We start from the raw sequence: 14,186 nt of genomic DNA on the forward strand, positions 1-14,186 counted from the left end.
CTCTAAAGTAACGTCCATGCGCTACGGCATTCTCGGCAGCACCCGCGCGTGGCGCACCGACGGCGACGAGGTGCCGCTCGGCGGCCGCGCCCGGCGCGCCCTGCTGGCGCTGCTGCTGGTACGGCCCGGCCAGAGCGTCTCCCCCGACCGGCTCATCGACGTCCTGTACGGCGAGCGGCCGCAGAAGAACCCGCACCACGCGCTCCAGTCGCAGGTCTCGCGACTGCGGGCCGACGGCATCGAGGTCGAGCTGGGTCCGGCGGGCTACCGGCTGGCCGTCGATCCCGAGGACGTGGACGCCCACCGCTTCCTGCGGCTGGCCGACCAGGGGCGGCGGGCCCTCGACACCGATCCCGAGCGGGCCGCCGCGCTGCTCGACGAGGCGCTGGGGTTGTGGCGGGGGCCGGCGCTGGCCGAGGTGGACGAGACGCACGCCGTACATCTGGAGGATCGGCGGGTCGCGGCGCAGGAGGACAGGGCCGAGGCCGACCTGCGGCGGGGCGCCTACCGGGCGGCGATCGCCGCGCTCGGCGAGCTGATCGAGCGGCATCCGCTGCGCGAGCGGCTGCGCGGGCAGCTCATGCGGGCGCTGTCGGGCGACGGGCGGCCCGCGGAGGCGCTGGTCGTCTACGAGCAGACCAGGACGCTGCTGGCCGACGAGCTCGGCGCCGATCCCTCGCCCGAGCTGATGGCCCTGCACCAGACGCTGCTGCGCGGCGAGACCGTCTCCAGGGGGCACGTCCCGGCCCCGCCGCTGACCAGCTTCGTCGGGCGGGCGGACGACGTCGACGGCGTCGAGGAGCTGCTCGAGCGGGCGCGGCTGGTGACGCTGCTCGGCCCCGGCGGCGTGGGCAAGACCCGGCTGGCCACGGAGGTCGCCAGGAGGCGGCCTTCGGCATGGATGGCGGAGCTGGCAGGGGCCCGGGAGGGCGACGACCTCGCGCAGGCCGTGCTCATGGCGCTGGGCGTGCGCGCGGGCACCGGGATCGGCGGCCAGGACGACACCGCGCCGCTCGACCGGCTGGTCGCCGCGCTGTCCGAGGGTCCCGCGCTGCTCGTGCTCGACAACTGCGAGCAGGTCGTCGAGGGCGTCGCCCGCCTCGCGCAGCGGCTGCTCGACGCCTGCCGCGACCTGCGCGTACTGACCACCAGCCGCGAGCCGCTGGCCGTCACGGCCGAACACCTCTGGCCGGTCAAGCCGCTGCCCTCGGCGCAGGCCGTACGGCTGTTCACCGACCGCGCGTCCGCCGTCCGGCCCGGGTTCGCCGCCGACGGGGCGGTGGAGCGGATCTGCGCCGCGCTCGACGGGCTGCCGCTGGCGATCGAGCTGGCCGCCGCGCGCACCCGCACCCACGACACGGCCGAGCTGGCGGCCCGGCTGGCCGACGAGGACCGCTTCAGGCTGCTCTCCCGTGGCAGCCGCACCGCCGACGCCCGCCACCAGACGCTGCGCGCGGTGGTGCGCTGGAGCTGGGACCTGCTCACCGACGCCGAACGCACCATGGCCGCGCGCCTGACCGTCTTCTCGGGCGGCGCCACGGCCGGGGCGGCCGCGGAGGTGTGCGGGCTGCCCGACGCCGAGGACCTGCTCGACTCGCTCGCGGACAAATCCCTGGTCGAGGTCGCTTCCGGCCGCTACCGGATGCTCGAGACGATCCGCGCCTTCTGCGCGGAGCAGGAAGATCTCCACGAGGTACGGCAGGCCCACGCCGCCCACTTCCTGGCCCTGGCCGAGCAGGCCGACACCCACCTGCGGCGGGCCGAGCAGCTGGAGTGGCTGGCCAGGTTGTCGGCCGACCACGACAACCTCCAGGCGGCGCTGCGGTGGGCGGTCGAGTCGGGCCGGCTCTCCCTGGGGATGCGCCTGGTCGCCACCCAGATCACGTACCTGTGGATCCGCGGCATGCGCGGCGTGGTCACGGCTCCCGCGGTCGCGCTGCTCGAGCTGGCGGGCCCCGATCCCGATCCGGCGCTGGGTGACGGCTACATCCTGTGCGCGCTGGTCGCGGCCTCCGACCGGGCCGGGCGCGAGGCCTGGCTGGCCTGCCGTCCCGCGGCGGAACGCCTGGCCCTGGCGGACCCGCCCGGAAGCAGGTATCCGCTGGTGACGTTCCTGTGGCCGATGATCACCGCGGTGTCGTCGGGTGCCTCCACCGTCGCGCTGGCGCTGCTGGACAGGGGCGCCGCGGACGAGGACCCGTGGGAGCGGGCGGCCGTCCAGCTGGTGTGGGGCTATCCGCGGCTGAGCGAGGGGGACCTGGAGGCCGCAGGGCAGTCGTTCGAGGCGGCGCTCGAGGTGTTCCGCGAGCTGGGTGACCGCTGGGGGTCGGGGCTGGCGCTCGACTCGCTGGCGTGGCTGGCGGCCACCAAGGGCGACCTCGCCGACGCGCTGGCCCGCACGGAGGAGGCCATCGCGCTGGCCGAGCAGCTGGGAGCCGAGGAAGACCTGGCCGACCTGCTGTGCAACCGGGGCGACTACGGCACCGATCCCGCGCGCAGGCGGGCCGACTACGAGCGCGCCGCCGAGCTGGCGCGCAGGACCGGCACCCGCACCTACCTGGCCACCGCGCTGCGCGGGCTGGGCGACGTGGCCCGCGAGGAGGGAGACCTGGCCGGGGCGCGGGCGCTGTACGAGCAGGCGCTGGAGCGCTCTGACCCGCTGTGGATCAAGAACGCCGGCAACCAGGCCAGGCTCCTGGTCGGCCTGGGCAACGTCGCCGAGGCGGAGGGCGATCGCGCCACGGCCCGCTCGCGGTACGTGGAGGCGCTGGAGGCCGCGACCACCTCGGGCGGCGTCTCCGAGGGCGCCAGGGCCGTCGAGGCGCTGGCCGGGCTCGCCCTGCCCGACTCGCCGCAGGAGGCGGCGGTCCTGCTCGGGGCCGCCACGGTGATCCGCGGGGTGGCCGTGGTCTCCCCCGTGGAGGCCGGGGTGCGGCAGGCCCTGGGCGACGACGGGTTCGAGGCGGCCCGCCGTACCGGGGAGCGCATGTCGCACGCTCAGGCGCTCAGCACGGCCGGTGTGCGGGAGGAGGTCATCGCGGGCTCACCGATCGGGCTCGTGCCGTGAGCCTGCGGTGAGCGCGCGGTGAGCGGCCCCGGCCAGGCTCTGGGGCATGGACATCCTGATCTCCGGCGCCAGCGTCGCCGGCCCCGCCCTGGCCTACTGGCTGCGCCGCCACGGTTTCAACCCCACCATCGTCGAGCGCGCGCCGCAGCTGCGTGACGGCGGGCACGCCGTCGACTTCCGCGGCGACGTGCACCTGTCGATCCTGCGCAAGATGGACGGCGTCCTGCCCGCGATCGAGCGGGCGCAGACCGGCATGGGCGCCACCTGGACCGTCAACGCCGCGGGCAAGAAGATCGCCCGCATGCCCGCCGACCTGTTCGCGGGCGACATCGAGATCCAGCGGGGCGACCTGAGCAGGATCCTCGTCGACGCCTCCGACACCGAGTACATCTTCGGCGACTCGATCACCGGCATGACCGAGGACGCCGACGGAGTGACCGTGACGTTCGAGCGCACCCCGCCGCGCCGGTTCCACCTGGTGATCGGCGCCGATGGGCTGCACTCCACGGTCCGCGCGCTCACCTTTGGCCCCGAGTCGCGCTTCGCCAAGTATCTGGGGCTCTACGTCGCCATCTTCAGGATGGAGAACTACCTGGGCCTGGACCACCTCGGGCTCTCCCACACCGCCCCCGGCAGGCTCGCCGCCTACTACAGCGCCAGGAACAACACCGAGGCGCGGGCCATGTTCTTCTTCGGCTCCGAGCCGCTGACCTACGACCGGCGCGACGTCGAGCACCAGAAGCGGCTGCTGCGGGAGGCCATGTCGGGGGTGGGCTGGGAGGTGCCCAGGATGCTGCGCGAGATGGAGCGGGCGCCGGAGTTCTACTTCGACTCGGTCAGCCAGGTCCACGTGGACCGCTGGTCGCACGGCAGGATCACGCTGCTCGGCGACGCGGCCTGGTGCGCCTCGCCGCTGTCGGGCGTGGGATCCGGGCTGGCCCTCGTCGGCGCCTACGTGCTGGCGGGCGAGCTGGCGGCCGCGCGCGGCGACCACCGCGTCGCCTTCCCCCGCTACGAGCAGCTGATGCGGCCCTACGCCGCGCGCGCCCAGAAGTCGGGCGAGGGAATCGCCGGGATGATGGTGCCCGAGGGCAGGTTCATGACCTGGATGATGCGGCAGAGCCAGCGGCTCATGCCCTACACGCCGGGCATGAGCCTGATCGCCAAGTCGGCCAGGAAGACGGCCGAGGCCATCACTCTGCCGGAGTACCCAGTCGGCTCAGCTCCTCGTCCACGACCTTCGGGTCGAGCTTCTTGAACAGCGGCACCGGCGGCGCCAGCGGAGTGCCCGGCTTGATCGGCCGGTGCTCCCAGCGCGCCGCGCCGTCGTACTCGCCGCTGATCACCGGGTACGGCGTGCCGCCGTCCTCGTCGACCTCCTGGATCTCCGGCATGCCCGACCAGACGCCCTCGCCGCCGAGCATGCCGTACACCTTGTTGGAGGAGGACGGCAGGAACGGCGTCAGCATCGTCTTGGCGTCGTCGACCACCTGCAGCGCGACGTGCAGGATCGACTTCTGCCGCTCGGGGTCGTCCTTGAGCTTCCACGGCTCCTGGTCGGCCAGGTACTTGTTGGCCTCGCGGACCACGTCGAACGCCTCGGTGATGGCGTTCTTGAAGCGCGAGCGGCCCAGCTCCGCGCCCACCGGGGCGAAGGCGTTGCGGGAACGCTCGAGCAGCTGGCGGTCGGCGTCGGTCAGGTCGCCCGCCTCGGGGATCTGGCCGAAGTTCTTGGCCGCCATCGAGATCGACCGGTTGACCAGGTTGCCCCAGGCCGCGACAAGCTCGCCGTTGTTGCGGTTGACGAACTCCTGCCAGGTGAAGTCGGTGTCCTGGTTCTCAGGGCCGGCCACGGCGATGTAGTAGCGCAGCGCGTCGGCGTCGTAGCGCGCGAGGAAGTCGCGCACGTAGATCACGACCTGGCGCGAGGAGGAGAACTTCCTGCCCTCCATCGTCAGGAACTCGCTGGAGACCACCTCGGACGGCACGTTCAGCGCGCCCAGCGAGCCCGCCTTGCCGTCCTTGGCGCCCTGGCCGTTGTAGCCGAACAGCATCGCCGGCCAGATCTCGGCGTGGAAGACGATGTTGTCCTTGCCCATGAAGTAGTAGCTCTTGGCGTCGGGGTTCTGCCACCACTGCCGCCAGGCGTCCGGGTCGCCGCTGCGCCTGGCCCACTCGATCGAGGCGCTCAGGTAGCCGATGACGGCGTCGAACCAGACGTACAGGCGCTTGTTCGCCTGGTCGCTCCAGCCGTCGAGCGGGATCGGCACGCCCCAGTCCAGGTCGCGGCTGATGGCGCGCGGCTGCAGGTCGCCGAGCAGGTTCAGGGCGAACTTCAGCACGTTCGGCCGCCAGTCGCCCTGCTTGGACTGCAGGTAGGTGCCCAGCACCTCGGCGAAGGCGGGCAGGTCGAGCATGAAGTGCTCGGTCTCGACGAAGATCGGCGTCTCGCCGTTGATGCGGCTCCTGGGGTTGATCAGCTGGATCGGGTCGAGCTGGTTGCCGCAGTTGTCGCACTGGTCGCCGCGCGCGCCGTCGTAGCCGCAGATGGGGCAGGTGCCCTCGATGTAGCGGTCGGGCAGCGTCCGCGCGGTCGACGGGGAGATCGCGCCCATCGTCACCTTGGGCACGATGTAGCCGTTGGCGTACAGGCCCTTGAAGATCTCCTGCGTGACGGCGTAGTGGTTCTTGGTCGTGGTCCTGGTGAACAGGTCGTACGACAGACCGAGCGCGGTCAGGTCCTCGGCGATCACCCGGTTGTACCGGTCGGCCAGCTCGCGGGCGGTCACGCCCTCCTTGTCGGCCTGGACCTGGATCGGAGTGCCGTGCTCGTCGGTGCCCGACACCATCAGCACCTTGTTGCCCGCCATCCGCTGGTAGCGGCTGAAAACATCGGACGGCACGCCGAACCCGGAGACATGCCCGATATGACGGGGACCGTTGGCGTAGGGCCACGCGACGGCGGTGAGGATGTGCTGGGACATGCACCTAAGCCTACGGTCTCTTTCCCACGCGTACGGCAAGCCCTCACGAACCCGCGGCAACAGGAGTCAGCCTGCCGTCAACTCATCGGTGTCTGGGCAACACGACGACTGCCCGGACGGTGCGCGGACAGTCGTCGTGGCGAGGATAGGGCAGGGGCGGCGGTACGGCCGCCGCCTGTTTCGTGGCTAGTCGGTGACGACGTTGTCGCGCGGGCCACCGTAGACGGGGTTCTTGTCGTAGCGCTTGTCGGTGACGAGCAGGCGGACTGTGTCGGAGGCGACTTGTTCCGCCTCCCAGACGACCCAGTCCTTTCCGACGGGTGTGCTCTGCTCGGATACCTCCGTGAAGCCTCCCGGATTGCCCGGATAGGGCTCGATGATCAGGTAGGTGATCTTCAATCCGCGCTTGGTGATCTCCGGCAGCACCTCGCGTACGGTCTTCTCGTCCACTCGATACCCGGCGAGCACGCCTGCCTTGCTGGTGGCTGCCTGCTGTCCGCCCTCGTCGTAGCGCTCTCCCGGCTTGGCCTGGCGTCCCAGCCTGAGAGAGGCCTTCCCTGTGAGGTCAGCCGGAACGCGGAGCACCAGGTAGCAGTTCTTCTGCTGGGCGGAACACGGCTTGCCTTCGCGATCTTCCATGCCGGAGGCGGAGGTCCAGCTCTTCCCGGACGCGCGCACTCCGCCCTCGATGCCCGTCACCTCCTGGCCCACCTTTGTCGGCGCCACGGGGACGATCCGCACATCGACGTCCAGGCCGAGCGCCAGGAACGCCTGGTGATACTTCTCGTGGTCAGCGTAGGGATCCTTGATCCGCGCGAGGTATTCCTCGCCCTCGCGCTCGATCTCGATCTCCGAGCTGGCGTAGGAGGTGGCCGTGCCGTGGCCACCCCCCAGGACGCTGGGACCGATCACGACGCCGGCGGCGAGCGCCGCCGTGACGGTCACGCCCAGCAGCAGGCGCCGGACACCGCGGCGACGGGCAGGGCGCGCTCGTGGGGCGGCTGTGCTGGGGTCCTCGGCTGTGATCAAGGTAAGCAGCGTTCGTGCCTCAGCGTCGGAAGGGAGGCCTCCCGGCTGACCGGGTGCGATCCGGGCCAGCGCTCTGGTCATGGCGTCGATCTCGTCGGTGTTCTTCACAGCGGCCTCTCCGCCGGCGCGAGCCGGCTCTGCGGCGTTGAATAGATGCCCGCTCGGGTCAGCGCGCGGGAGAAGCGCCGGCGGGCGCGGTGAAGCCTGACGCGTACGACATTGCGCGACAGGCCCAGCGCCGTGGCGATCTCCTTGTGGTCCAGGTCCTCCCAGGCGACCAGCGCCAGCAATTCCCTGTCGTCGTCGGGCAGGGCCCGAAATATCTGGGCGATCGCTTCCCGTTCGAGCCCGCTGTCGGGAGAGTCCGCGTAACGGTCGGCCATCTTGAGATCGAGCTCGGCGCTACGAGCCTTGCGGCGGCCCTCGCTACGGTGGTGGTTGGCCAGCACGTTGCGTGCCACGCCGTAGAGCCACAACGTGGCCTCTTCCCTTGGCGGCAGATCCTCCATCCGCCGCCAGGCGATCGTGAAGGTCTCCGCGACCACGTCCGCGGCGTCCTGCGGCGAGTCGCAGCGGCGCACGGCATACGCTGTGATCTGGCCATACGTCTCCCGGTAGATGGCCTCGAATCTGGCCAGCCGTTCGTCATCCACGGGCGGTTCCCATGAGCGATTCCTTAGTCAGCACGAAATACAGACATGCCGCCTATGTATGAAGCGGGCCCATCATTACGCCCCAACCTCAAGAAGATTCAGCGCGTCGATGACCCCAGAAGCGGGCTGCATCCCTGCACGCAAGGACGGCAGGCAGTTCCCCACACCCGCACGGGACCCGGTCGTGGAGCCAGAGAAACCTCAGCATCTGTGCGAAGGCCGGCTTCGTCGGCCCGCGACGCCCTGCCAGGCGTTCCATCTCGTCACCGAGCAGCGTCCAGTGGCTGACCGACTCGTCCTCGAAGGACACGCGCCACGGCGCTCGGGACTCCCCTCCCGGGCGGCCGACAGTTCCGGGCCAGAGACCACAGACCAACCCCAGAGATCCGGACCAATACTTACCGTGCACGACTCGACACGTCGGGAGAAGAAGGCTCCTCAAGGGCCCACGTGTACCTGGTGACAGCTTCGTCAACGACAGGTCAGTGCCGGTCGTCCTTGCCGATCGATGCAGGACATCCAAGATCCTCACCGCTGCCTCCGCTCCCTATGGGGAGCCGACCGCTTCACCCTTCTTGCGTACGACGACGCATGCGCAGGGCGACACCTCAACCCCGCGAGGGCCTCGTCCACGCGGCGGCAGCCGCCCTCCACACCCTCATCGACCACCTGGCCGGCTGGATGATGAACGGCCACCATCGCAAGCCCTGATCGATCCTCATTGCCGCCAGTGGCATGCTCGACATCTCATAGACCTTGTCCTGGGACGCCTATCAACGGCGCGGGGTCGAACGCCCCGGCGCCTGGAGCGTGGCCAAGGTGGGTGAGCTGGAGACGCGGCCCACGGCGCCTCCCCGATGGCGCCAGCGGGTTTGCGCGCCGCCAGGCGCGCCCTCAAAGGGGCGCCTGAGCGTAGCGAAGACCTTCAGGGGTCGGGGCTGGCCCCGACTGGAGAAGCGTCTGAGCAAGACCGCGCGACAGCGCTGATCGCGAAGCCCTCGCTTTTCATCTCAGGAAAAGCGCCTGAGCGCAGCGAAGACCTTGCCTTTGGCCCAGAAAAATACGCCGCAGGCGCCCCGGGTAGGGGCGCCTGCGGCGATAGTGAAGGGCTTTCAGTGCTTGGTGGACTCTTCGCGGGTGAGGGCCTCGGCGGCTTCCTCGGCGGCCTTGGCGGCGACATCGACCGAGGATTCCCTGGTGCGGCGGATGCCGAGGATGCTGATGAAGAGCGAGGCGAAGATCGTCTGGAAGCTCATGACGAGCGCTGTGGCCGCGGGCACCACCATGCGCAGCGACTCCCGCGGGTCGAGCTGGCCGAAGCTGCGGACCTGCCAGTGGACCAGCGACATCACCAGGCCGACGAGACCGGCGAGCGCCAGCAGGCCGCCGACCACGAGGCCCTTCTCCAGGGTGACGATGTCGATGAGTTTCCTGATCCGTGGTGACTCGGGCAGGAACCCTTCCTCCGCCGCGTAGATCTTGGTGAAGACCGCGAACAGGACCGCCTGGAAGCCGATCACCACCGCGGCCGACGCCCCGACCAGGGTGTCGACGTCGAAGGCCAGCTCACCGATCTCGACAGGGCCGAACGTCAGGGCGGTGCCGGCGACCACGCCGAGCGCCATCAGCAGCAGGCCCGGATAGAAGAACAGCCACTTCGGGCTGTACAGGAGCAGGAAACGCAGGTGGCGCCAGCCGTCGCGCCAGGAGCGCAGGTGCGGCGGGCGGGAGCGGCCGTCGGGCGAGAGCGTGGTGGGCACCTCGCGCACGTCCAGGCCGGACAGGGTGGAGCGGACCACCATCTCGCTGGCGAACTCCATGCCGCCGGTCTGCAGCTGCAGCTTGAGGATGGAGTCGCGGCGGAACCCGCGCAGCCCGCAGTGGAAGTCGCCGATCGCGCTCGGGAAGAACAGCCGCCCGACGAACGACAGGACCGGGTTGCCCAGGTAGCGGTGGAGCGGAGGCATGGCCCCTGGTGCGATGCCGCCCTTGAAGCGGTTGCCCATCACCAGGTCGGCGCCGTCACGCAGCTGCTCTACAAAAGGGAGCAGGGCCGTGAAGTCGTAGGAGTCGTCGGCGTCGCCCATGATGACGTACTTGCCACGGGCGGCGCGGATGCCGCCGATCAGGGCGTTGCCGTAGCCCTTCTCGTCGACGTGGACGACGCGGGCCCCGGCGTCACGCGCGAGCTGCTGAGAGCCGTCCGTACTGCCATTGTCGGCGATCAGGACCTCGCCCTCGATGCCGTTCTCCTCCATGCACGCGACTGCCTTGCGCACACAGACTTCCACGGTCTCGGCCTCGTTGAGGCAGGGCATGACCACCGTCAGTTCCACGTCTCAACCCTTCAGTCACGTGTGTTCCAGTGAACCATCATGCACTCTGCCCGGGCATGCTCGCGTCAAGACCACAAAACGACTGGCATTCTTGATTGCATGGTGAGCGTCGCGGAGGCCACCCCTGTGGGGCACTCCGCTCCTGGCCCGGTGGCCCGTGTGTGGATGTTCCTGCGCAGGCACCGGGTGTTCGCCGTGGCATTCGCCGTGGGCGGGTTGCTGCGGCTGATCACCATGCTCGGGTACGGCCCGGCCATGTGGTTCAACGATTCCTACGAATACGTATCGGTTGCGTTGCATCCACGTCCCAGCGCCATCAGGCCCGACGGTTACGGGTTCTGGCTGATGGTGCTGAAACCGTTCCACAGTTTCGCCTTGGTCATATTTACGCAGCACTTGATGGGTCTCGCGACCGCGGCGCTGATCTACGCCCTGTTGAGGTGCAAGTTCGCGCTCCCCAAGTGGGGGGCGACGCTCGCGGCCGTGCCGGTGCTGCTCGACGCCTACCAGATCCAGCTCGAGCAGCTCGTCATGTCGGACGTGATGTTCACGCTGATCGTGGTGGGCGTGATCACGCTGGTGCTGTGGAAGCGGCGGATGTCGTGGCAGATCGGCGCCGTCGTCGGGCTGCTGCTCGCGCTGACCGCGCTCACCCGTTCGATCGGCCTGCCGATCCTGGGCCTGGTGGTGGCGTACCTGGTCATCAAGCGGGTGGGGTGGAAGCCGATCGTGGCCATGGTGATCGCGTGTGCGATCCCGGTCGGCTCCTACATGGCGTGGTTCTCCACAAACTTCGGCAAATTCGCGATGACCAACAGCGACGGCACCATCCTTTACATGCGTACGGCAATCTTTGCCGACTGCCAGAAGATGGGGGTCGGCGGCTTCAAGCACACCGACCTGATCCCGCTGTGCATCACCGACCCGCCCGACCTGCGCAAGCCCTACGCGCAGTGGTACCTGTGGGGCACGGGCAACGGCAACGGCGAGGGCATCGGCGAGGTGCTGCACCGCTACGGCGCCAACAAGAAGTTCACCTACATCACCAACGAGATGGCCAGCGAGTTCGCCAAGCTCGCGATCATCTCGCAGCCGGCCGACTACCTGCGCGTGGTGGGGCTGGACTTCCTGCGCACCTTCCACTGGGGCAGGCCGGTCTTCCCCGACCCCGACACCTACGACATGTACGAGTTCAAGCCGTACTACGAGCTCGGCGCGAACGGCCAGCCCACGCGCCTGCCCAGCTGGTCCTCCCCCGGCGGCCGGGTCGACACCGACGCCTTCGCCTACGAGCAGGGCCCGCCCGAGACGAAGATCGTCGCCCCGTGGGCCGACATCATGTCCGCCTACCAGAAGCTCTTCTACCTGCGCGGCATCCTGCTCGGCGGCATCCTGCTGATCGGCCTGTACGGCGTGGCGGTCCGCTGGCGGAAGGTCGGCGGCCCGGTGGCGTTGCCGTGGTTCGCCGCGTTCGGGCTGCTGCTGGCTCCGGCCGCGACGGCCGAGTTCGACTACCGGTACGTGCTGCCCGCCGTACCGCTGGCCTGCATCGCGGCGGCGATCACGTTGCGGAAGGTGTCACGGAGACGGAAGGGGGCGGCTTCGGCGTCGGCGCAGGAGTCACCCACGATCGCGACAGCATCCGACTCCACCAGTCTGCGAACGTGATCGTGTCGGCCGACAGCACCGGGTAGAGCCACCAGAAGTTGATCAGCACGACGAGCGCGAACGCGCCGACCGCGGCGGCCCCCATGGCCCGCCGTACCGGGGGATCGTCGGCCTTGCCCAGGGCCAGGCCGGCGACCAGGACGCAGGCCAGCACCATGAACGGCACGAGCGGGATCATGTAGAACAGGTACATGGTGCGGTGGTCGGCCAGCGCGAAGTAGAACCAGGGGATCCAGCCGGCCGCGTAGGTCAGCAGCACGGCGCCGGCCCGCCAGTCGCGGTTGGCGACGTACCAGACGATGAGGGCGAGCAGCGCCAGGATCGAGGCGTACCAGAGCGCGGGGGTGCCGACGCCGATGATCGCCTGGGCGCAGCGCTCGGCGCCGCACGGCACGTTCTTGGGTTCGACGTAGTAGAAGGTCACGGGCCTGAACTGGACCGGCCAGCTCCAGGGCTGCGACATGTAGGGGTGGTAGGCGTCCAGCCCGCTGTGGTAGCCGAGGACGTCGAGTTGATACTTCAGCCACGACCGGATCGAGTCGATCACGAAGAACATGGGCCCGGCGGAGGTGGCCTGCTCCCAGTTGCGCCCGTACCCGGCGTCGGTGACGAACCAGCCGGTCCACGACAGCAGGAACGTCGCCCCAGGAATCAGCGCGAACGCGGCGAACCCGGAGGGCAGGTCCAGTGAGAAGGTCCCCCGGTACGGCTGCCGCAGCCCGATCGCCCGCCTGGCACCCATGTCCCAGAACAGGGACAGCAGCGCGAAGGCCACCAGGAAGAAGATCCCCGACCACTTGACCGCGCACGCGGCCCCCAGGCACACCCCGGCCGCGATCCGCCACGGCCTTAACCCGAGCCGGGGTCCCATGGCCGTGATCGGCGAACTCGCGTACCAGGCGACGAGCCGTTCCCGCACCCGGTCGCGGTCGACGACCAGGCAGCCGAACCCGGCCAGCACCCAGAACATCAGGAAGATGTCCAGCAGCGCGGTGCGCGACAGCACGAAGTGCAGTCCGTCGAGCGACAGCAGCAGCCCGCCCAGGCACCCGAGCAGTGTGGACCGGGTCATCCTGCGGGCGATCCTGGCCAGCATCAGGATCGACAGCGTGCCCACCAGCGCCGCGACGAAGCGCCAGCCGAACGGGTTCATCCCGAAGATCCACTCGCCGAGGCCGATCATCCACTTGCCCAGCGGCGGGTGGGCGACGTAGGAGGCGCAGTCGTCGAAGTTGGGGCACTGCTTGAAGATGTCCAGGTTGCCGGCGATCAGCCGCTTGTCGGCGATGGGGTTCTTGGCGTCGCCGAGCATGGTCCGCTCGACGCCGTACTTGAGCAGGGAGTAGGCGTCCTTGATGTAGAACGTCTCGTCGAAGACGACCGCCTTCGGCTCGGCCAGGCGGTAGAAGCGCAGAAATCCCCCGAACAGCGCGACCGCGATGGGTCCGAGCCAGCCCCACAGGGGGCTGCCCTGCATCGGCGGCACGAGCCTGTGAGCTGAAACCCCCCAGTTCTTCACGATGCGCACCCTATGGGGTTGTAGATCCCCTGTGAACCGCGTCATACAGCACGCGCTTGGGAACGCCGGCGGCCTTGGCCACGTCGACGATCGCGGTCTTGCGCGGCTTGCCCGCCTCGACCTGCCGGGCCACCTCCGCGACGAGGTCGTCGAGGTCGGGTTCGGCCTCGCCGGCGACGTGCCCGGCGACGACCAGGGTGATCTCGCCCCGGACGTCGCCGTGAGCCCACGCGGCCAGCTCGGCCAGGCCGCCGCGCCGTACCTCCTCGTAGGTCTTGGTGAGCTCGCGGCAGACCGCGGCGGGCCGGTCGGCGCCGAACGCCTCGGCCATGGCCTTGAGCGACTCCTCCAGCCGGTGCGGCGACTCGAAGAACACCATGGTGCGCTCCTCGGTGGCCAGCGCGGCCAGGCGCCTGGCGCGCTCGCCCGCCTTGCGCGGCGGGAAGCCCTCGAAGCAGAACCGGTCGCTGGCCAGTCCGGACACGGCCAGCGCGGTGGTGACCGCGCTGGGGCCGGGCAGCGCGGTGACCGTGATGCCCTCCTCGACGGCGAGCCTGGTCAGGCGGTAGCCGGGATCGGAGACGCCCGGCATGCCTGCGTCGGTGATCACCAGAACCGTGCGACCCTCCTTGAGTGTCTCGACCAGCTCCTTGGCGCGGGCGACCTCGTTGGCGTCGTAGTAGGACACGACCCGGCCGGTCAGCTCCACGCCCAGCTCGGTGGCCAGCCTGCGCAGGCGCCTGGTGTCCTCGGCGGCCACCACGTCGGCGTTCGCCAGCGCCTCCCGCAATCGCGGCGAGACGTCGCCTGCCTGTCCTATGGGGGCTCCTGCCAGCACCAACCTGCCGCGTTCCGTCACCCAGCCATTGTTGCAGGGCACCCCAATTCGACCGTGTTTCTTCATTTACCACCGGGTCAGGGCCCGTACGA

9 protein-coding genes are annotated in these 14,186 nt (G+C 69.8%); 3 read left to right on the top strand and 6 right to left on the bottom strand.

The window, feature by feature from the left end; translation table 11 throughout:
- The first annotated feature begins 16 nt into the window (after positions 1-16).
- Both KIK09_RS46510 and KIK09_RS46515 read left to right on the top strand, forming a co-directional pair.
- On the top strand, positions 17-3,067 hold the full coding sequence (locus KIK09_RS46510; RefSeq protein WP_214325953.1) for an ATP-binding protein: 3,051 nt from the start codon (positions 17-19) through the stop codon (positions 3,065-3,067).
- A 46-nt stretch (positions 3,068-3,113) separates the two neighbouring features.
- Complete coding sequence (locus KIK09_RS46515) at positions 3,114-4,325, top strand: FAD-dependent monooxygenase (RefSeq protein ID WP_214325954.1); 1,212 nt, start codon at positions 3,114-3,116, stop codon at positions 4,323-4,325.
- Here the strand turns inward: KIK09_RS46515 and metG are convergent.
- The 4 genes from metG to KIK09_RS46535 all read right to left on the bottom strand — a co-directional run bounded on the left by metG (position 4,261) and on the right by KIK09_RS46535 (position 10,069).
- The gene (gene metG, locus KIK09_RS46520; RefSeq protein ID WP_214325955.1) at positions 4,261-6,051 is read right to left on the bottom strand and encodes a methionine--tRNA ligase; all 1,791 of its coding nucleotides are present in this window, start codon (positions 6,049-6,051) and stop codon (positions 4,261-4,263) included. The two genes, KIK09_RS46515 and metG, sit on opposite strands and share 65 nt — an antisense overlap.
- A 186-nt stretch (positions 6,052-6,237) precedes the next feature.
- Positions 6,238-7,080, bottom strand: coding sequence for a hypothetical protein (locus KIK09_RS46525; RefSeq protein WP_214325956.1), 843 nt, complete (start codon positions 7,078-7,080; stop codon positions 6,238-6,240).
- Positions 7,081-7,184: 104 nt separating this feature from the next.
- Positions 7,185-7,733, bottom strand: coding sequence for an RNA polymerase sigma factor (locus tag KIK09_RS46530; RefSeq protein WP_214325957.1), 549 nt, complete (start codon positions 7,731-7,733; stop codon positions 7,185-7,187).
- Positions 7,734-8,845: 1,112 nt separating this feature from the next.
- Positions 8,846-10,069, bottom strand: a complete 1,224-nt coding sequence (locus KIK09_RS46535) for a glycosyltransferase (RefSeq protein ID WP_214325958.1) — start codon at positions 10,067-10,069, stop codon at positions 8,846-8,848.
- Positions 10,070-10,168: 99 nt separating this feature from the next.
- Here KIK09_RS46535 and KIK09_RS46540 point away from each other — a divergent pair, with 99 nt between their 5' ends.
- The gene (locus KIK09_RS46540; protein WP_250574872.1) at positions 10,169-11,737 is read left to right on the top strand and encodes a hypothetical protein; all 1,569 of its coding nucleotides are present in this window, start codon (positions 10,169-10,171) and stop codon (positions 11,735-11,737) included.
- On the opposite strand, the gene KIK09_RS46545 is transcribed toward KIK09_RS46540, so the two are convergent.
- Together KIK09_RS46545 and rsmI are read right to left on the bottom strand one after the other, a co-directional pair.
- Positions 11,631-13,256, bottom strand: coding sequence for a dolichyl-phosphate-mannose--protein mannosyltransferase (locus KIK09_RS46545; protein WP_308164710.1), 1,626 nt, complete (start codon positions 13,254-13,256; stop codon positions 11,631-11,633). The two genes, KIK09_RS46540 and KIK09_RS46545, sit on opposite strands and share 107 nt — an antisense overlap.
- Before the next feature lie 10 nt (positions 13,257-13,266).
- Positions 13,267-14,160 (bottom strand): 16S rRNA (cytidine(1402)-2'-O)-methyltransferase, encoded by an 894-nt coding sequence (rsmI, locus tag KIK09_RS46550; RefSeq protein WP_214325959.1) that lies wholly within the window; start codon positions 14,158-14,160, stop codon positions 13,267-13,269.
- Between the last annotated feature and the right edge of the window lie 26 nt (positions 14,161-14,186).

This window comes from Nonomuraea sediminis, from assembly GCF_018531495.1.
Taxonomy (GTDB): Bacteria; Actinomycetota; Actinomycetes; order Streptosporangiales; family Streptosporangiaceae; genus Nonomuraea; species Nonomuraea sediminis.